Source organism: Burkholderiales bacterium (genome assembly GCA_036262035.1).
Classification (GTDB): Bacteria; Pseudomonadota; Gammaproteobacteria; order Burkholderiales; family SG8-41; genus JAQGMV01.
The window spans coordinates 47,857-64,779 of sequence record DATAJS010000008.1; the positions used below are offsets into that span (position 1 = coordinate 47,857).

Sequence of the window (16,923 nt, forward strand, 5' to 3'; positions counted from 1 at the left end):
TCACCGCTCCCAGGGAAAGAGCGGGAAAGGAAGGCCGAGGCCCCAGATGAAGAGCGCCCAGGATCCCACGATCAGCGCGACGGTTTCGATCAGCACCTCGTGCCACCGGAATTCCCGTCCCGACACGGCGGCGAGAATGATGAGGATCGCCAGCGAAGGAACGAAGCCCAGGTGGTCCATGCCCCACGCGAACGATGCGAAGCCGACGCTGAGCAGCAGCATCGCGCGCCATGGGAAGGATCCGATGCCCTCGCCCTGCAGCCTGAAGCCTCCCGCCGTGACGATCGCGCCGATGGCGATGAGGCATGCACCGACCGCGACCGGGAAGTAACCCGGGCCCATGCGCATCGCGCTGCCCATCGGGTAATCGTTCGCGACGACGATCGCAAGAACGCCGAAGCCGATGAACATCAGCCCGGCCCAGAAATCTTCCGTACTCGTAATCTTCAAGCCCACTCCTCCCGCATTCTCGACATGCGCTGAGGAAAGGACCGAGGCGGTCGCTTGTTTCTTACGCCGGACCTGCCGCCGAACACGGAGAACCCGATGAAGCACGCGCCGATGACCGTAACCGATCCTGCCCGCGGCTCGCGGGACCGCAGCGTCCGAGCACTCCGCGTCGCGCGCCTCGCGGTAGCCGATTTCTTCGGCGACGAGATGACGACGTACGCGGCGGCGCTCGCGTATCGGGTGCTCTTCTCGCTGTTCCCCTTCCTGATCTTTCTGACCAGCCTGCTCGGCTTCTTCGGCGCGCCGCAGCTTTTCGAATGGATGCGCGAGCAGGCCGCCTACGTGCTGCCGGCGCAGGCGATGGAGCTCGTCAACACCGTGCTGGGCGAGCTCCGGCAGACGCAGGGCGGAATTCTTTCGGCGGCCGTAGCGCTCGCAGTGTTCTCCGCGTCGATGGCCGTTGTCGGGACGATGGACGCGCTCAACGTCGCGTACGACGTGAAGGAACGCCGCCCGACGTGGAAGCGCTACGTCGTGGCGGTCCTCTATACCGTCGCGCTCGCGCTGATGCTCATCATCGCCGCCGCCGCGATGATCAGCGGGCCCGCCCTGCTCGAGTGGGGCGCGCGCTATTTCGGCCTGGATACGCTGTTCATCGTCGTCTGGTCGTGGCTGCGCTGGGGGGTGGCCGCGGTGCTGCTGATGCTGGTCGTGAGCATCGTCTATTACGCGGCGCCCAACGTGAAGCAGCGGTTTCGACTGATCACGCCCGGCGCCGTGATCGCCGTCGCCGCGTGGATCGCGGCGTCGCTCGCATTCGGTTACTACGTGCAGAACTTCGCGAGCTACAACAAGACCTACGGCAGCATCGGCGCGGTGATCGTGCTGCTCTTCTACTTCTACCTCTCCGCGGCCGTGATGCTGTTCGGCGCCGAAGTGAACGCGGTGCTGACGCGCGAAACCGGCGGGAAGATCGAAGAGGCGCCAGCCGGAGCGGCGCGATCGCGATGAGAACAATCTTCAGTGTCGGCATGCGCGGATATGCTCACTTCTTGATCTTGAAAGCGTCGGAGAACGCGCGCAGACGCTCGTCCTTGGGCGCGTAGATCATCCGCACGAGGGTGACGGGCTGCTCGTTGTAGAGCCGCGCCAGATCGCGGAGCACCGCGTCGTATTGCGACGCCGAGGGCGCGAAGCGGTAGGCATCGCCCTGCCGCTCGATGAGGCCGCACTGCATGAAGCCGGAGACGTATCGGTGGACGGCGGCTTCGTTGAGGTCGGCGTGTTCGAGCTTCGCGGTCAGCTTGCGCAGGCTGTGCGCGTGCGCCCGCTCGCGCGCGACGAGCAGCAGGAGTTCCGCGGCATCGACGTCGGGAATACAGGCCTGAACGAACCCGCGCACGTCGGCGGGGAGCTTGGGATCCGTCATCGCACTTCGACAAAATGCGCGCGCTCAAGCAATAAGCGGTCCATTGCCGGACGGGCGCGCTGTCATTGCCGGTGCTGCCGAGAGTCGGGTCAATGCTCCATGTACATTCGAACGCCGGCGTTTCGAGACGGCACGATGACAAAAAAAAAGACCCGATGCCGCCATCGGGTCCGCACAGCACAGGAGCTCGGGGAAGGTGGAAGGGTCCTGTCCGCCGTTCGAGGCCGACGCGTCAGTCGATCCGCGCGCCCGAAAGCTTCACGACCTTCGCGTACTTGTCGTAGTCCGCCTGCAGGCGTTTGGCGAACGCCTCGGTCGTCATGGGCATGGGGTCGAGCGTGTGACCGACGAGCTTGGACGACACGCCGGGATCGGCCAAAGCCTTGCGGATCTCGCCGTTGAGCTTCTCCACGATGGCCTTCGGCGTCGCCGCGGGCGCGAAGCACGCCACCCACGCGGTGAACTCGTATCCCGGCACCGTCTCGGCGATAGCAGGGACGTCGGGGAACTGGCTCGTGCGCGTATCGGACGTGACGCCGAGCGGCCGGATGCGGCCCGCCTTGACGTGACTCAGCACCGAGCCGATCGTCGCGATCATCGCCTGCGTCTCGCCGGCGACGAGCGCGGTGCCCGCGGGGCCGCCGCCTTTGTACGGCACGTGCACCATCTTCACGCCCGCCATCGACGCGAGCAGCGCCATCGTCAGATGGACGAAGCTGCCGTTGCCGGCCGAGCCGTAGATGAGCTCGCCGGGCCGTTTTTTCGCCAGCGCGAGAAAGTCCTGCGTGGTTTTCGCCGGCAGCGAAGGGTGTACGACGAGCATCCCCACCTGACGCGCCATCGGCGAGATGCCGACGAAATCCTTCAGCGGGTCGTACGGCAGCTTCTTGTAGAGGTGCGCGTTGGCGACGTGCGTGGCCGACTGCACCATCAGGGTGTAGCCGTCGGCGGTGCTGTTCGCGACGACTTCCGAGCCGATCGTGCCCGCGGCGCCGCCGCGGTTCTCGATCACGAACTGCTGGCCCATCTGCTCGCCCACCTTCTGGAACACGATGCGGCCGACGATGTCGTTCGATCCGCCCGGCGGGAACACGATCACCACCCTCACCGGCTTGGTGGGATAGGTCTGGGCAAAGCTCGCGGCTGTCAGCAACAGCGCGCAACACACGACGACTGCAACTCGAATCAGGATCATGTCCGCCTCTCCTCGGGGGCTGCCGAACGTGGGACCGGCGGCTGCGAGCAAACCTTACGCGCGGCGCGCTTCGCGTCAGAATCGGCGGCGTTCGCCGGTCTCTATCCGCATGTCGAGAGCGGGCGGACATCGTCTATTCCAGGACCGGGTACGGCCGTGCGGGCCCACGGCCGCCCCGCGGTCCGCGAGACACGGCGCGCTCGCCCTGCTCGTATCGGCTCTGGTGTGCTCGTGCGCGACATCGCCGGCCGCGCATTCGGACCCTCTGCGCGGCCCGACCCCGGCTTTCAACGACGTCGCCGCTCCGGCGAGCGATTGCTGGGCACGGCTCTACGAGCACAGCGGCTTCGGCGGCCGCGCGCTCACGCTCGCCGGACCGACGCGGGTCGGCGGCCTCGCGCCGCACCCGGGTTTTCCGTGGGAACCGCGTTACGATAGCCTGGTCGTGGGGCCGGGCGCCGTGCTCGCGCTCTTCGCAGGCCCCGACTTCAAGGAGCGCGAAGCGACCTTCGAGGCCGGCGCGAAAGTCCGCGATCTCGACGACGAGATGAGCGTGTTCCGCCGGATCCGATCGATGACGGTGACGTGCGCGGCCCCGAAAACGGCGGCGAAGCGCTAGCCTTGCACCTCACCTTTCGACCGTAATCCATGCGCCTTTCACTGCGTTTCATCGTGCCGCTCGCGATCGCGCTCGGCATCATCGCCTACAACGTCGTGCCGCTCGTCGATCAGCTCACGCTGAAGTGGTTCGTGCGCGATCTGGACATCCGCAGCAAGCTCATCGCCTCCGCGGCGCAGGAACCGCTCGCCGAGCTGCTCACCGACGGTTCGCGCGACCGGGTGCGGCTGCAGCGCGTGCAGGCGTTCCTCAACCGCATGCTGCAGGACGAGCGTATCTTCGCGCTCGGGTTCTGCGACGCGTCGGGCGCGCTGGTGTCGCACACGCTCACCTATCCGCGCGAGCGCGGCTGCCGCGCGACCGGTCCCGTTCCGCCGGAGTTCGGGCAGAGCCCGGACACGCGCCGCCCGCTGTACGCCACGAGCAATTCGATCGACGTCGAAGGCCGGCACCTCGGCGAGCTGGTCATCGTCCACGACATGAGCTTCATCGCGCTGCGCAGCGCCGACACCAAGCGCTACATCGTCTGGCTGTTCGCCGCGATCGGCGCGGTGATCGCCCTCATCACCGTGGTGATCGCCGAGCTCTCGTGGCGCGGATGGATGGCGGGCATCAAGGCGCTGATTCGCGGCCAGTCGCTGGCGCTGTCGCCCGAGCCGCGCTCGCCCGAGCTCAAGCCGATCGCGCGCGACCTCGAGGCGATGGTGCGCGATCTCGACAGCGAGCGGCGGGCGCGCGACGAGTCGCAGATCGCGTGGAACCCCGATGCCTTGCGCAGGATCCTGCGCGAGGATCTCAAGGGCGACGAGATCCTGATCGTCTCCAACCGCGAGCCGTACATGCACGTGCGGCGCAACGACCGCACCGACGTGCTGCGTCCCGCGAGCGGCCTGGTCACGGCGCTCGAGCCGGTGATGCGCGCGTGCTCGGGAACGTGGATCGCCCACGGCTCGGGCAACGCCGACCGCGACAACGTCGACGCGCACGACCACGTGAGGGTGCCGCCCGACCGGCCCGCGTATCGCATACGCCGCATCTGGCTCTCGCGCGAGGAGGAAGTGGGCTACTACTTCGGCTTCTCGAACGAAGGCCTGTGGCCGCTCTGCCACTTCGCGCACACGCGGCCGATCTTTCGCGCGCCCGATTGGGCGCATTACTGCGCCGTCAACGCCCGCTTCGCCGACGCGATCAAGCAGGAGTCGCGCACCGAAGACCCGATCATCCTGGTGCAGGACTATCACTTCGCGCTGCTCCCCCGCATGATCCGCAAGCGCCTGCCGAACGCGACGATCATCACCTTCTGGCACATCCCGTGGCCGAACCCGGAAGCGTTCGGCATCTGTCCGTGGCGCGAGCAGATCCTCGACGGGCTGCTCGGCTCCTCCATCGTCGGATTCCATACGCAGTTCCACTGCAACAACTTCTTCGACACCGTCGACCGCTATCTCGAAGCCCGGGTGAGCCGCGAGACTTCGACCATCTCCTACGGCGGCGATCCGACCGAGGTGAGGCGCTACCCGATCTCCATCGAATGGCCGCCGGCCGCGCTCGCCGCGCAGCGCCCGGTCGCGGAGTGCCGCGAGCGGATACGGCGCGAGCACGGGCTTTCCGCGGACGTGCGCATCGGCATCGGGGTGGACCGCCTCGATTACACCAAAGGGATTCTCGAGCGCTTCGCGGCCATCGAGCGCCTGCTCGAAATCGATCCGCGCTGGATCGGGCGCTTCGCGTTCATCCAGATCGCCGCGCCGTCGCGCTCGAGCATCGAGGAATACCAGGGGCTCGATGCGCGCGTACGCGCCGCCGCGCAGCGCGTGAACGACCGCTTCGGCACCGCGGAGTGCCGCCCCATCGTCCTCAAGGTCGAGCATCACGACACCGAGGAGGTGTACGCGCACTTTCGCGCCGCCGACGTGTGTATCGTGTCGAGCCTGCACGACGGCATGAACCTCGTCGCCAAGGAGTACGTCGCGGCCCGCGAAGACGAGCGCGGTGCGCTCATCCTGTCGCAGTTCACCGGAGCGGCCGGCGAGCTGCCGGAGGCGCTGATCGTCAACCCCTACGACACCGAGCAATGCGCGACGGCGCTGCGTGTCGCGCTCGACATGCCGCCGGACGAGCAGCGCGCGCGCATGCGCAGCATGCGCGGCCTGGTGCAGGAGTTCAACGTCTACCGCTGGGCCGGAAGAATGCTGCTCGACGCCGCGCGCATGCGGCACCGCGGGCGCGTGGCGAGCGGCGCGCGCAGGCCGGGAAAGGTCGTCGACCTGCGGCGCGTCTGAGCGGCGCGTCCGCGTCGCACGCTGCACGCCTGGTAAGGATCGAAGCCGCGCGGCGGTCTCATTGCATGCGAATCAACCACGGGAGGTGGAGCATGCATCGGACGCACGCGTTGATCTTCCTGGCGGGAATGCTGCCAGCATCGATACCGTCCGCGCTGGGCGCGCAGTACCCGACGCACCCGGTGCGCGTCATCGTCCCGCTCGCAGCGGGCGGCGGCATGGACGCCGTCACCCGGGCGCTCTCGCAGAAGCTCGGCGACGCGATGGGCCAGACCTTCGTCGTCGACAACCGTCCCGGCGCCGGCAACCAGATCGGGCTCGACATCGTCGCCTCCGCCGAGCCCGACGGTTACACCATCATGATGATCAGCGCGACGACGGTGATCCACCCGCTGCTCTACGGCTCGCGGCACGACGTGCTGCGCGACTTCATGCCGATCTCCCAGGCGACGGCGCAGGGATACGGCCTGGTCATCCATCCTTCGATCCCCGCGAAATCGGTCCCCGAGTTCGTCACCTATCTCAAGGCGCGCCCGGGCCAGGTCAACTTCGCGTCGTCAGGCATCGGCAGCCCGATCCACATGACCGGCGAGCTGTTTCAGATCGCGACCGGCACCAAGATGACCCACGTGCCTTTCAAGGGTCTCGGCGCCGCCTATACCGATCTCGTCGCGGGCCGCGTGCAGTCCGCGTTCGCGACCGTGATCTCGTCGCTGCCGCACGTGCACGCGGGCCGGCTGCGCGCGCTCGCGGTCTCGACGCCGCAGCGCGTGAGCGCCATGCCCAACGTGCCGACGCTCACCGAGGCCGGCGTTCCGGTGACGGTCGTGAACTGGTACGGCCTCATCGGGCCCAAGCGTCTTTCGCCCAGGCTGCAGCAGACGCTGAGCGCTGAAGTCGCGAAGGCGATGCACAGCGCAGACATGGAAAAGCGTCTCGCGGGCGAAGGCTCGAACGCCGTCGGCAGCTCTCCCGCCGAGTTCACCGCCCACCTGAAGCGCGAGCAGGAGCAATGGCGCAAGGTGATCGCAGAAGCGGGGATACGCGAGAAGCTGCGGCCGCATTGATGCGCCGTAAGCATTCCGGCGCGGCTCCGGTCCGATCCGTTGAGGCGTACGCATAGCGTCGCCGTTCGCAGGAGAAGCCATGGAGAGACAGGAGCGCAAGCTTCGGTTCGGAACCGATCCGATCACAGAAGAGTGCTGGGAATTCGATCTCGACGGCCCGTTCGGGCAGGCGTGGGTATGGCGGCGCGTGGACACGCGTGGTTGCGTGCTCGACCGCTCGCGTCCTTTCGCGTCGTGCCTCGCCGCCGTGCGCGACGCGCGCGCGCACGGCTTCTCCGGACGCGCCGATATCGTCAGGCCCGCGCCGCAGCCCGTGCAGCGCAGGCGCTGACGCCCGTGCGCATCATCGGCGCCCGATCATCGGCGCATTCTCGCCGGGCTTCGGCGGTTCGCGCACCGGCACGACGTCGGGAGCCTGATCCGGCGGCACCGGCGGCTGCCTGACGTCCGGCTCCTCTTCGTCTTCGCGTGGGTCGGGGGTCGGGGTATGCAGATGGAGTGAAAGCTGGGCCATGGCCGGCCCGTGCAAGATACGCTCCGGCCGACATCCTCGATAGCGGGATCCCGGCTGCGTCTACGGTCGCGTCAGCTCTCGATGAACAGCTTCGCGGCGCGCCTGGCGGCCTGGGCGGAAGCGGCGACGACGATATAGCCGCCGCTCCGCGCCGGATTGACGAAGGCCGTCATCCTCCGGTCCGTGACCAGCGCACGCCCGCCGACCGGATAGTCCGGCACCAGCACGACGCTCACGCGGCCTTCGGCGGTATCCAGGACGAGATGCTCGCATTCGGTCTCGGACATGTAGCACTTGCCCGCGTAATCGACTTTCGCCGCGTCCGGTTTCAGCTTCAGTCCGAGCCGCTGCAGGTCCTCTTCCATCGCGACGAGGTCATTGCCCTGCGGCTCGTCGACCAGGGCCGGCTGCTGCTCGACCACGAGCTCGATCGCCTTGACGGCCGGATGGGTGGGCCCCACCGCGCGGACCGCCGGCGCTCCGAGCGCCAGCGTCTCGTCCCAGAGCTGCGGCGCGGCCGCACTGAGTCCGACCGCAAGCAGCGCGGCTGCCGCGATCGACAGCGCCCTGCGCCGTTTGTGGCGACGTCCGAGCATGACGCGATACGAGAGCGCGTCCGGCACGGGCACCAGGAACGCGTCGGCCAGTCGCCCGTCCAGATCGTCGAGCCGCGCGGCGAGCCTGCCGCAGTCGCGGCATGCGTCGATGTGTCCGTTCTCGTCCGGCGTGCGTTCGCGCGGGGCGGCCATCAGATTGCGGCGGACGTCGAGGCAGATCATCGCGAAGCGTGACGCACGTCACGGTTTCTGGACAGGGTCGTCGAATCGGGCATTTTGAATCCGATGAAGCTCATGATCGATACGACCGGTGCAGCGCAACACTTCTTACAAGCGCGTAAGGTCCCAGCGTTATCACCGGTCCAAGCTCACGACAACGCGAATAGCTGAAGGAGCACTTCATGTACACCATCGGGCGACTCGCACGTCGCGCGCGCGTCACCGTCGAGAGCATCCGGTTCTACGAGCGTCAGGGATTGCTGCACGCCGAGACCAAGACAGCTTCCGGATACCGGCTCTATACCGACGACGCGCTGCGGCGTGTGCTGTTCATCAAACACGCACAGCGCTGCAGCTTTTCGCTCGCCGAGATCGGCGAGCTGCTGCAGATGCATTGCGGCACCCTCCAGCGGCGCAAGGATGCTTACAACCTGCTCGCACACAAGAAGACCGAGCTCGAGGCCACGATCGAATCGTTGACGACGATGTCCGCGGCCATGGAATCGGTGCTCTCTTCCGGGTCTGCCGAGCCCGACGAGCGCTTCGAGAGCCTGGAAAGTCCGCTGGTCACTGCCCTGGAGGCCGCTGCGGCGCGAGCCTGAACAGAGCCGCGTGTCGTGGTATGCCTGACAGTACGCCGCACCTGCTCGCCGCGCCGGCGCAGCAGGGCGCGCACTGACTCCCCCGCCGCGTTCAGAGGCGGTCCCAGTACGGCTCGGGGCCGAAGCGTTCGAGCAGGTAGTCGATGAACGCGCGGACCTTCGCGGACACGTGACGGTTCGCCAGATAGACCGCGTAGATGTGCCGTTCCAGAGGGATGTACTCGGCGAGAACGGATCGCAGGCGCCCGGCCTGCAACGCCTCGCCGATGATGAAGGTGGGCAGGAGAGCGAGACCCAGGCCTTCCATCACCGCTTCCGACAGCGCGTCGTCGTCGTTGAGGCGCAGATTGCCGCTGGCCCGCACCGAGATGTCGCCATCGGGTCCTCGCAAACGCCACGGGTCCTGCGGATTGAAATAGGTGTAGGTCAGACAGTTGTGCTTTTCGAGGTCCGCCGGCGTCTCGGGCACGCCGTATCGCGCGAAATACTCCGGCGTCGCCACCATGCGCCGCGTCACCGGCGCGAGCTTGCGCGCGACGAGATTGGGCGCGGGCTGATCCACGATTCGAATCACGAGGTCGTAGCCCTCCTCCGCCAGATCGACGAATCGATCGGTCGTGACCATGTCGATCTTCAGATCGGGATACGCGGCGAGAAACTGCGGCAGTGCCGTCGCCACGTGCAGGCGGCCGAACGCGACCGGTGCGCTGATGCGCAGCAATCCGCGCGGTTCGGCCTGCAGACGTCCTACTGCGAGCCTGGCTTCTTCGAGCTCCTCCACGATGCGCGAGCAATGCTCGTACAGGACGGCGCCCGCATCGGTGACGCTCAATGCGCGCGTCGTCCGGTTCAGAAGCCGGACCCCGAGCGACTTCTCGAGCTGAGTGACCTGCTTGCTCACGAGCGATTTCGAGAGATTCAGGCTGCGGGCTGCCGCTGAAAAGCTCTTGTCTTCAACCACGCGGGCAAAGATCGCCATCCGCTCGAGATCCTGCATGTCCACCTTCGGAGTGATTGTTGCCGAAAGCGGAACAGTATTTCAGAACGATGGCGCGATCAAACGCATTCGGGACGACTCGTCACCGGTCTATGAGGGTTGGGGCGCGTCCGGAAAGTCGGGCCACGGGGCGACGAGCGGCACATTGAGCTTATCGTGGACGGCTCGCACGCCGGGATACGACAAAGCCGCCTCGACGAGCTGCTGCCTCATCCGGCGATGAGGCACATCGCCGAGCAGAGTGACCTCCCCGTGTTCGACTTGCACGACGATCTGGTCGAGATACCGCGAGCCGTGCAACCGGGCCTGCAAGCCTTCGCGGATCGCCTCGTCGGCTGCCGCGGAGCTTTTGCGGATACCGCTGTCCTGGCGCATGTATGACACCTTATATCATGCCATGATATGTTTTGACGCGCGCCGGCCACGCCGAGTTCCGCAGCCTGTGATCGCGCCGGCCGCTCACCCCCGCCGCGACGCTCCCACGATCGCGCCCAGCTTGCGGATCGCGCCTTCCATCCGATCGGTCCACGGATGACCGTAGTTCAGGCGCAGGCAGTTGCGAAAGCCGCGTCGCGCGGAAAACATCGGGCCCGGGCTGACGCTGATGCCTGCTTCCATCGCCTGTCGATGCAGCGCCAATGCATCGACGGCGGCGGGCAGCTCCAGCCACATGAAGTAGCCGCCGGTCGGCCGCGTGCCTCGGCAGCCGGTCGGGAAGTAGCGGCTGACGGCGTGAAGCATGCAGTGCTGCTGATTCGCCAGGGCTTCGCGCAACCGGCGCAGCTGGCGCTCGTAGCGGCCCTGTTTCAGGTAATGCGCGATCGCGAGCTGCGCCGGCACGCTTGCCGACAGCGAGCCGATCAGCTTGCGCTGCGCCACCTGCTTCGCATAGCGTCCGGGCGCCACCCAGCCGACGCGAAAACCGGGCGCGAGATTCTTGGAGAACGACGAGCAGTGCATCACCAGACCGGCGCGGTCGAACGCCTTCGCGGGCTTCGGCCGGTCCGCGCTCAGATACAGCTCCGCATAGACGTCGTCCTCGATCAGCGGGACGTCGTGCCGGGTCAGGAGCTCGACCAGCGCCCGCTTGTCCTCGTCGGGCATCACGCTTCCCAGCGGATTCTGAAAGTTGGTCATGAACCAGCATGCCTTGATCGCGTGCTTCTTCAGCGCGGCCTCCAGCGCGTTCAGGTCGGCGCCGCGCGAAGGATCGGTCGGTATCTCGAGCGCACGCAGCCCGGCGCCTTCGATCGCCTGGAGCGCGGCCGGAAACGCCGGCGCCTCGACCGCGACGACGTCGCCGGGACGCGTCACCGCGTGCAGGCAGATGTTCAGCCCTTCCATCGCACCCGAGGTGATGACGATCTGGTCGGCATCGATCGCACAGCCGGCCTCCAGATAGCGCTTCGCGATCAGCCGGCGCAGCTCGGCATTGCCCGGCGAGAGATCCTTGACCGTCTGCCACGGATCGAAGCCGCGTCCGCTCGCGGCAAACGCACGTACGAGCTGCTTGAAAGGAAACAGCAGCGGGCTCGGGAACGCCGAGCCGAGCGGCACCACGTTTTTGTCCTTCGTCGATTCGAGCACGTGAAAGACGAGCTCGCTCACGTCGACGGGTGTCGACCTGCCGGTCGTCCGGTAGGTGTCGGGCGGCGCCAGCGCCACATTGCGCCGCGCCGTGACGTAGTAGCCGGAGCGGGGCCGCGCCTCGACCAGACCGCGGTCTTCGAGCAGGCCGTACGCCTGCAGCACCGTTCCGGGGCTGACCCCGTGAGCCGCGGTGAGCTTGCGGACCGAGGGCATCCGGTCGCTCGGCCTCAGCACGCCGGACTCGATCAACCGCGTCAGATGACGGGCGAGCTGCTCGTACTGCTTCACTGCCCGGACTCGTCCCGCTTTCGCCCCATTCACCGGTGTCCCCGACTGTTACTGGCGGATTTCACTTTACCCGCCTCTGTTTCGATGTGCGCGTGCATTCGCAAAGACGCCGTCGCACCGCGCGGGACGTCGGACCGCGGGCTTTCGCTCTTCGCAGGCTGCTTGCTACTATCGGCCTGATACAGCGCGGAGAGCTCCACATGGCGGACACCGAAAGCAGGGTTTCTTTCCTCGACGCGGCGAACGCACGCATCGAAGACATCCTCGATACGTGCACGAAGTGCGGGCGCTGCGTCGAAGCGTGCCCGATGGTCGAACCCGCCGGGCTCGACAAACGCCAGGCGCCGGCGATCGTCGGCGGGATACTCGATCTGCTGGCCGGCGGGCCGGGAACGCCGGACGCGGAACGCTGGACCCAGGTCTGCACCAACAGCGGCAAGTGCATCAACGCCTGCGATTACGGCGTGAATCCGCGCTTCATGGTGAACATGGCGCGCGTCGCTGCGAAGGCCAAGCTCGGCGCAGACGCGGTGCGGCGCGCGGGACAGGCGTATTACGGCAAGCTCCATCACAGCACGCGGATGATCTCGCGCCTGTTGCTCACCCCCGAAGAGCTCGAGCGCCTCGCGCCGCCGCTGCGCGACGCCGGCGAATACGCGGGCGATCCCGACATCGTGCTCTACACCGGCTGCAACATCGTCAAGACGCCGCACATCCTGATGCTCGTGATGGAAGTGCTCGACGCGATCGGCGTCACCTACGAGGTGATGGGCGGTGTGGCGACGTGCTGCGGCATCCAGCACTTCAAGGAAGGCGACGCGAAGACCGCGGGGCGGATGGGCTACAACACGATCGAGCGCCTCTCCCGTCCCGGCGCTTCGCGCGTGATCGCGTGGTGCCCGAGCTGCCACATCCAGATCGGCGAGATCGCGCTGCCCGCTTACAAGGAGTCGTACGGCGAGCGGCCTTTCGACATCGGCCCGCTGGCCGAATTCTTCGCCGAGCACCTCGACGATCTGCGGCCGCTCTTCGTCCATCCCGTTCGCAAGCGCGTCGCGCTGCAGGAGCGCTCGGCGGTGCCCGGGATCATGACCGCGGTGAAGGCCGTGCTGCGGGCGATCCCGGAGCTCGAAGTGGTCGAGCTCGACGTGCCGGTCGTCAGCACGCAGGCTTCACATCTGAACGTGCTGCCGAAGTTCAAGGCGGAGTTGCGCGCGCGCGAGTTTCGCGCCGCGGCCGAGGCCGGGGTGACGACCTTCGCGTCGATCTTCCACGGCTGCCATCGCGAGCTCATCCAGTACCAGCCGCACGTCTCGTTCGAGCTGCTCAACTTCATGGAGCTCATCGGCGAGAGCATGGGCATCCACATCCCCGATCTCTACAAGCGCCTGCGCTTCCTCGGCAGCATCGACGCCATCGTCGCCGACACCGCGGATCTCATCGCGCGGCACGGGCTCGACGAAGCCGAGGTCCGCGAAGCGCTGCTCTACGACATGTTCGGCGGACGCGCGAAATCGTCCGCCGGCGCTACTCCGGCTTGATGCCGATCCGCTTCGTCACCGCGGCCCACTTCGCGATCTCGCTCCTGAGATAGGCGCCCACCGCATGGCGGCGCGGATGGTCACGCGCCTGCAGGACCGCCACAACGCCGCGGCGGTGAAGCTCGACCTCGACGAATTGGTGCGGCGCGTAACCACCGGCACGGGCCACTTCTCGGACCTCGTCTGACCCGCGATCGGGTATAAACCGGTTGTCGACAAGAACGGAGCCCGCGATGTTCGAAACGTCCGTCCGCTACGCCCCGCCCGCGCGCTGGCTGCACTGGCTGACCGCCGCGCTGGTGCTCGTGGCGATCTTCTTCGGCCTCTGGATCAAGTATTTCGAGCCGCACGACGAGCCGTTCAAGCTGCGCCTCTACAACATCCACGAAAGCATCGGCTTCGTGATCTTCTTCGTCGTGCTGATCCGCCTGCTCTACCGCTGGCGCCATCCGGCGCCGCCGCTGCCGTTCGACACGCCGCCGGCGATCCGCGTCGCCGCCCACGTCTCGCATGCAGCGCTCTATGCGCTGCTCGTGATCATGCCGATCCTCGGGTTCATGGCGACGAACGCGTGGGGGTTCCCGCTCAAGGTGTTCGACGTGCTGCCGATTCCCGCGCCCTACGGCAAGAACGAGGCGCTCGCGAAAACGCTCTCGTTCCTGCACCTGTGTGGTGCGATCGCCTTGATTTCTGTCATCGGCGCGCACTTGATGGGCGTTATCTACCACACGTTCATCCGCCGCGACCGTCTCATCCATCGCATGTTGTAAAAGTCCTCGGTCGGGGCGCTTCACCGGCCGAAACTCACGTATTCTGGAGGGGCGCGTCCGCCGGCGCGCTCCAAGGGGGTCTTGGTGCACATAAAAACATCGCAGTCCGCTGCGCACGCTCGCGCGCGCCCGGGCTTCACGCTGCGCGCGCGGCGCTTTGCGTTCGCGGGTCTCGTCCTCGGCTCTTCGCTCGGCCTCCTCGCGCTGATGGCGGCGACGCTGTTTCCCGCCGGCATCGACCCCGTCGGCGCGGCGATGCTGGCGCTCTTCGCGATGACGCTGCCGTGGACCACGATCGGCTTCTGGAATGCGGTCATCGGCTTCGCTCTGATGGCCTTCGCGCGCGATCCGGCGGGATGGGTCGCGCCGCATCTGCGCCGCATCAGCGGTCACGAGAAGATCGAAAGCTCGACGGCGCTGCTGGTCTGCGTGCGCAACGAGGACGTCAAGCGCCTCGAGCGCAACCTTGAATGGATGGCCGAAGGCCTGGCCGCGACGGGTCAGGCGCAGTGGTTTCATCTCTATCTGCTGTCCGACTCCGATCGGCCCGAGATCGTCGCGGAGGAAGAGCGCGTCGCCGACGCGCTGGCGGCGCGGTTCGGACACACGTTCACGGTGACGTACCGCCGCCGCGACGAGCGCACCGGATTCAAGGCGGGCAACATCCGCGACTTCTGCGAACGCTGGGGCCGGCTGCATCACTATGCGATCGTGCTCGACGCCGACAGCGTGATGACGCCCGCGGCGATGCTGCGCCTGGTGCGCATCATGCAGGTCGAGCCGCGGATCGGCATCCTGCAGACGCTCGTGACGGCGCTGCCGAGCGCGAGCGGCTTCGCGCGCGTCTTCCAGTTCGGCATGCGGCTCGGCATGCGCTCGTACACCCTCGGCGCGGCGAGCTGGCAGGGCGACTGCGGACCCTACTGGGGTCACAACGCGATCCTGCGCCTGGCCCCGTTCACCGAGCACTGCGATCTTCCGCTGCTGCCCGGCAAGCCGCCGCTCGGCGGCCACGTGCTCAGCCACGACCAGATCGAAGCGGTGCTCATGCGCCGCGCGGGTTTCGAGGTGCGCGTTCTGCCCCTTGAGGACGGAAGCTGGGAAGAGAACCCGCCGAGCCTGCCCGAATTCGTCCGGCGCGATCTTCGCTGGTGCCAGGGCAACATGCAGTACTTCCATCTGCTGACGATGCCGGGCCTGCGTCCGCTCAGCCGCGTGCAGGTCGCGCTGGCGATCGCGATGTATGCCGGCTCGCCGGCGTGGCTGGGCTTCATGGCGCTCGGTCTCGTGCGCGATGCGCCGTTCAGGGCCGATCTCGGGATGGTCCTGCTCGCGACGACGCTCGTCATGACCTTCGCGCCCAAGCTCGCCACCCTCGCGCACGTGCTCTCGCGCGGAGCGCTGCGCCGAGCCTACGGCGGCACGCTGCGCACCCTCGCCAGCTTCCTGATCGAGACGCTGTTCTCGGTGCTGCTCGCGCCGGTCGCGGCTGTCTCCGTCACGCTCTTCCTCGCCGGACTGCCGTTCGGCCGCACCATCGGCTGGAACGCGCAGCAGCGCGACGCCGAAGGCGTGTCGTTTGCGCTGGCCCTGCGCTGCTTCTGGCCGCAGACGCTGCTCGGCCTCGCGTTCGGCGTCGCGCTGTGGCTCGTCGCGCCCGGCGCGCTGTGGCTCGGTGCGCCGGTGATCGCGGGGCTCGCGGGATCGATCCCGTTCGCGATGCTGAGCGCGCATCCGCGCCTCGGCCGCGCGCTCGGCGCCGCAGGGCTGTGCCGCGTCCCCGAGGAAACCCGGCTGCCGCACGGCGCCGAACGCGCGGGTCTGTTCACGCCGTTCGCGGTGCGCCGCGCGGCCGCCGCGGCCGAATGAAGCGTCCGGCGCTGCTGCTGGGATTCATCGCGCTCCTCGCACACGGCGCCGCCGCGGCGGTCCCGGTCGATTTCGTCAACGCGAGCCGCGCGACGCGCTGCGCCGAAGAAGACAATGTCTACGTGAAGATCGCTGGCAGCGGCATCGCGTCGTTCCGCATCGACGCGGTACATCCGCCGTACATCGCGACGGTGAGCGAGGACAGCACCGCGCCCGACTTCGCGCACTGCGACATGTCGAACGATCCGCGTTACACGTTCGCGCCGCGCACCGTCGTGCTGTACGAGGACGCCCGCATACGCCTCGTCGGGCACACCTTCGAGTCGTTCTGGCGCCCCGACGTCGTCGACTTCCGCGTCGGCAGCAGGAACGAGCGCGGCCTGCACCTCGTGCAGTTGCTGAAGCGCAGCCCGCAACGCGACATCGAGATCCTGGTCGTCTACCCGGCGGACGGGTACTGGCGCGCCAAGCCGCTCCCGCCGGTCGCGCTGCCCGACAGCGCCTACGGCAGCTCTTTCCTGTTCGGCCCGATCGAGGAAAGCACGCGGCCTTACGTCGCCATCCGCAGCATCGCGTTCGAGCCGGCCACCCTCTCGTTCCGGATCGCCTTCGCGAACCGCACGCGCGGCGTGCTCACGGTCGACGACGCCACGCGCGAGCGCGTGCGCCTCGCGCTCGCGCTCGATCCCGCCGCGCCCGCGGACAAGCCGTTCGCGGCGCTGCGCTCGATGTACGTCGCGCCGGAACAGGCGGACGTCGCCGTCGCGGCGTGGCCGGACGGCCGTTCGCAGCCCATACTCGAGTTCACGCGCGCGACCGCGCCGGGCGCCCGCTTCGGCCGCGTGGCACGATCGCTGCACAATCTGAGCGCTCCGGACCTCGTGTTCGAGGAATTTGCGACCGCGTCACCGCGTTAAACCTCTGTCGCGCATTG

The 16,923-nt window shown here is 67.5% G+C and carries 19 protein-coding genes; 10 read left to right on the forward strand and 9 right to left on the reverse strand.

From position 1 onward, the window contains the following. Complete coding sequence (locus VHP37_05420) at window positions 1-450, reverse strand: tripartite tricarboxylate transporter TctB family protein (protein ID HEX2825764.1); 450 nt, start codon at window positions 448-450, stop codon at window positions 1-3. A 96-nt stretch (window positions 451-546) separates the two neighbouring features. Here VHP37_05420 and VHP37_05425 point away from each other — a divergent pair, with 96 nt between their 5' ends. Continuing rightward, on the forward strand, window positions 547-1,461 hold the full coding sequence (locus tag VHP37_05425; GenBank protein HEX2825765.1) for a YihY/virulence factor BrkB family protein: 915 nt from the start codon (window positions 547-549) through the stop codon (window positions 1,459-1,461). Between the two features lie 34 nt (window positions 1,462-1,495). Here the strand turns inward: VHP37_05425 and VHP37_05430 are convergent, their stop codons facing one another. Next, window positions 1,496-1,879, reverse strand: coding sequence for a hypothetical protein (locus VHP37_05430; protein HEX2825766.1), 384 nt, complete (start codon window positions 1,877-1,879; stop codon window positions 1,496-1,498). Window positions 1,880-2,111: 232 nt separating this feature from the next. Next, complete coding sequence (locus VHP37_05435; GenBank protein ID HEX2825767.1) at window positions 2,112-3,074, reverse strand: tripartite tricarboxylate transporter substrate binding protein; 963 nt, start codon at window positions 3,072-3,074, stop codon at window positions 2,112-2,114. Between the two features lie 223 nt (window positions 3,075-3,297). Here VHP37_05435 and VHP37_05440 point away from each other — a divergent pair, with 223 nt between their 5' ends. The 4 genes from VHP37_05440 (at window position 3,298) to VHP37_05455 (ending at window position 7,373) form a co-directional block, all read left to right on the forward strand. After that, window positions 3,298-3,693: a hypothetical protein gene (locus VHP37_05440; GenBank protein HEX2825768.1), complete on the forward strand. Its 396-nt coding sequence runs from the start codon at window positions 3,298-3,300 to the stop codon at window positions 3,691-3,693. A 29-nt stretch (window positions 3,694-3,722) separates the two neighbouring features. Next, window positions 3,723-5,975 (forward strand): trehalose-6-phosphate synthase, encoded by a 2,253-nt coding sequence (locus VHP37_05445; GenBank protein HEX2825769.1) that lies wholly within the window; start codon window positions 3,723-3,725, stop codon window positions 5,973-5,975. A gap of 92 nt (window positions 5,976-6,067) precedes the next feature. After that, window positions 6,068-7,042 carry a tripartite tricarboxylate transporter substrate binding protein gene (locus tag VHP37_05450; GenBank protein ID HEX2825770.1) on the forward strand — a complete coding sequence of 325 codons (975 nt, stop codon included), beginning with the start codon at window positions 6,068-6,070 and terminating at the stop codon, window positions 7,040-7,042. 79 nt (window positions 7,043-7,121) lie between these two features. Continuing rightward, on the forward strand, window positions 7,122-7,373 hold the full coding sequence (locus VHP37_05455; GenBank protein ID HEX2825771.1) for a hypothetical protein: 252 nt from the start codon (window positions 7,122-7,124) through the stop codon (window positions 7,371-7,373). Between the two features lie 12 nt (window positions 7,374-7,385). Here the strand turns inward: VHP37_05455 and VHP37_05460 are convergent, their stop codons facing one another. Then, window positions 7,386-7,556 (reverse strand): hypothetical protein, encoded by a 171-nt coding sequence (locus VHP37_05460; GenBank protein ID HEX2825772.1) that lies wholly within the window; start codon window positions 7,554-7,556, stop codon window positions 7,386-7,388. A gap of 71 nt (window positions 7,557-7,627) precedes the next feature. Further along, complete coding sequence (locus VHP37_05465) at window positions 7,628-8,335, reverse strand: DUF3379 family protein (protein ID HEX2825773.1); 708 nt, start codon at window positions 8,333-8,335, stop codon at window positions 7,628-7,630. Window positions 8,336-8,514: 179 nt separating this feature from the next. Between VHP37_05465 and VHP37_05470 the strand changes: the two genes are divergently transcribed. Next, window positions 8,515-8,934 (forward strand): MerR family transcriptional regulator, encoded by a 420-nt coding sequence (locus VHP37_05470; GenBank protein ID HEX2825774.1) that lies wholly within the window; start codon window positions 8,515-8,517, stop codon window positions 8,932-8,934. A 91-nt stretch (window positions 8,935-9,025) separates the two neighbouring features. Here VHP37_05470 and VHP37_05475 read toward each other — a convergent pair whose 3' ends face one another. From VHP37_05475 to VHP37_05485, 3 genes are all read right to left on the reverse strand, one after another. Then, complete coding sequence (locus tag VHP37_05475) at window positions 9,026-9,913, reverse strand: LysR family transcriptional regulator (GenBank protein HEX2825775.1); 888 nt, start codon at window positions 9,911-9,913, stop codon at window positions 9,026-9,028. A gap of 108 nt (window positions 9,914-10,021) precedes the next feature. Further along, entirely contained in the window at window positions 10,022-10,306 is a 285-nt protein-coding gene (locus VHP37_05480) for a BON domain-containing protein (GenBank protein ID HEX2825776.1), read from the reverse strand. An 84-nt stretch (window positions 10,307-10,390) separates the two neighbouring features. Continuing rightward, window positions 10,391-11,809, reverse strand: coding sequence for a PLP-dependent aminotransferase family protein (locus VHP37_05485; GenBank protein HEX2825777.1), 1,419 nt, complete (start codon window positions 11,807-11,809; stop codon window positions 10,391-10,393). Between the two features lie 200 nt (window positions 11,810-12,009). Between VHP37_05485 and VHP37_05490 the strand changes: the two genes are divergently transcribed. After that, window positions 12,010-13,350 (forward strand): (Fe-S)-binding protein, encoded by a 1,341-nt coding sequence (locus VHP37_05490; protein HEX2825778.1) that lies wholly within the window; start codon window positions 12,010-12,012, stop codon window positions 13,348-13,350. On the opposite strand, the gene VHP37_05495 is transcribed toward VHP37_05490, so the two are convergent. After that, on the reverse strand, window positions 13,337-13,519 hold the full coding sequence (locus VHP37_05495) for a hypothetical protein (protein ID HEX2825779.1): 183 nt from the start codon (window positions 13,517-13,519) through the stop codon (window positions 13,337-13,339). The two genes, VHP37_05490 and VHP37_05495, sit on opposite strands and share 14 nt — an antisense overlap. A 64-nt stretch (window positions 13,520-13,583) precedes the next feature. Here VHP37_05495 and VHP37_05500 point away from each other — a divergent pair, with 64 nt between their 5' ends. The 3 genes from VHP37_05500 (at window position 13,584) to VHP37_05510 (ending at window position 16,906) form a co-directional block, all read left to right on the forward strand. Continuing rightward, window positions 13,584-14,120 (forward strand): cytochrome b, encoded by a 537-nt coding sequence (locus tag VHP37_05500; protein ID HEX2825780.1) that lies wholly within the window; start codon window positions 13,584-13,586, stop codon window positions 14,118-14,120. An 84-nt stretch (window positions 14,121-14,204) separates the two neighbouring features. After that, window positions 14,205-15,989: a glucans biosynthesis glucosyltransferase MdoH gene (gene mdoH, locus VHP37_05505; GenBank protein HEX2825781.1), complete on the forward strand. Its 1,785-nt coding sequence runs from the start codon at window positions 14,205-14,207 to the stop codon at window positions 15,987-15,989. Beyond that, window positions 15,986-16,906, forward strand: coding sequence for a hypothetical protein (locus VHP37_05510; GenBank protein ID HEX2825782.1), 921 nt, complete (start codon window positions 15,986-15,988; stop codon window positions 16,904-16,906). The genes mdoH and VHP37_05510 overlap by 4 nt, the downstream gene beginning before the upstream one ends. The last annotated feature ends 17 nt before the right edge of the window (window positions 16,907-16,923 follow it).

Excerpts from the sequence above, each read along its gene's own strand:
- VHP37_05425 (HEX2825765.1), top strand. The coding sequence starts at position 547 with ATGAAGCACGCGCCGATGACCGTAACCGATCCTGCCCGCGGCTCGCGG.
- VHP37_05470 (HEX2825774.1), top strand. The coding sequence starts at position 8,515 with ATGTACACCATCGGGCGACTCGCACGTCGCGCGCGCGTCACCGTCGAG.
- VHP37_05475 (HEX2825775.1), bottom strand. The coding sequence starts at position 9,913 with ATGGCGATCTTTGCCCGCGTGGTTGAAGACAAGAGCTTTTCAGCGGCA.
- VHP37_05465 (HEX2825773.1), bottom strand. The coding sequence starts at position 8,335 with ATGATCTGCCTCGACGTCCGCCGCAATCTGATGGCCGCCCCGCGCGAA.
- VHP37_05455 (HEX2825771.1), top strand. The coding sequence starts at position 7,122 with ATGGAGAGACAGGAGCGCAAGCTTCGGTTCGGAACCGATCCGATCACA.
- VHP37_05490 (HEX2825778.1), top strand. The coding sequence starts at position 12,010 with ATGGCGGACACCGAAAGCAGGGTTTCTTTCCTCGACGCGGCGAACGCA.
- VHP37_05445 (HEX2825769.1), top strand. The coding sequence starts at position 3,723 with ATGCGCCTTTCACTGCGTTTCATCGTGCCGCTCGCGATCGCGCTCGGC.
- VHP37_05435 (HEX2825767.1), bottom strand. The coding sequence starts at position 3,074 with ATGATCCTGATTCGAGTTGCAGTCGTCGTGTGTTGCGCGCTGTTGCTG.
- VHP37_05460 (HEX2825772.1), bottom strand. The coding sequence starts at position 7,556 with ATGGCCCAGCTTTCACTCCATCTGCATACCCCGACCCCCGACCCACGC.
- VHP37_05480 (HEX2825776.1), bottom strand. The coding sequence starts at position 10,306 with ATGCGCCAGGACAGCGGTATCCGCAAAAGCTCCGCGGCAGCCGACGAG.
- VHP37_05500 (HEX2825780.1), top strand. The coding sequence starts at position 13,584 with ATGTTCGAAACGTCCGTCCGCTACGCCCCGCCCGCGCGCTGGCTGCAC.
- VHP37_05510 (HEX2825782.1), top strand. The coding sequence starts at position 15,986 with ATGAAGCGTCCGGCGCTGCTGCTGGGATTCATCGCGCTCCTCGCACAC.
- VHP37_05450 (HEX2825770.1), top strand. The coding sequence starts at position 6,068 with ATGCATCGGACGCACGCGTTGATCTTCCTGGCGGGAATGCTGCCAGCA.
- VHP37_05430 (HEX2825766.1), bottom strand. The coding sequence starts at position 1,879 with ATGACGGATCCCAAGCTCCCCGCCGACGTGCGCGGGTTCGTTCAGGCC.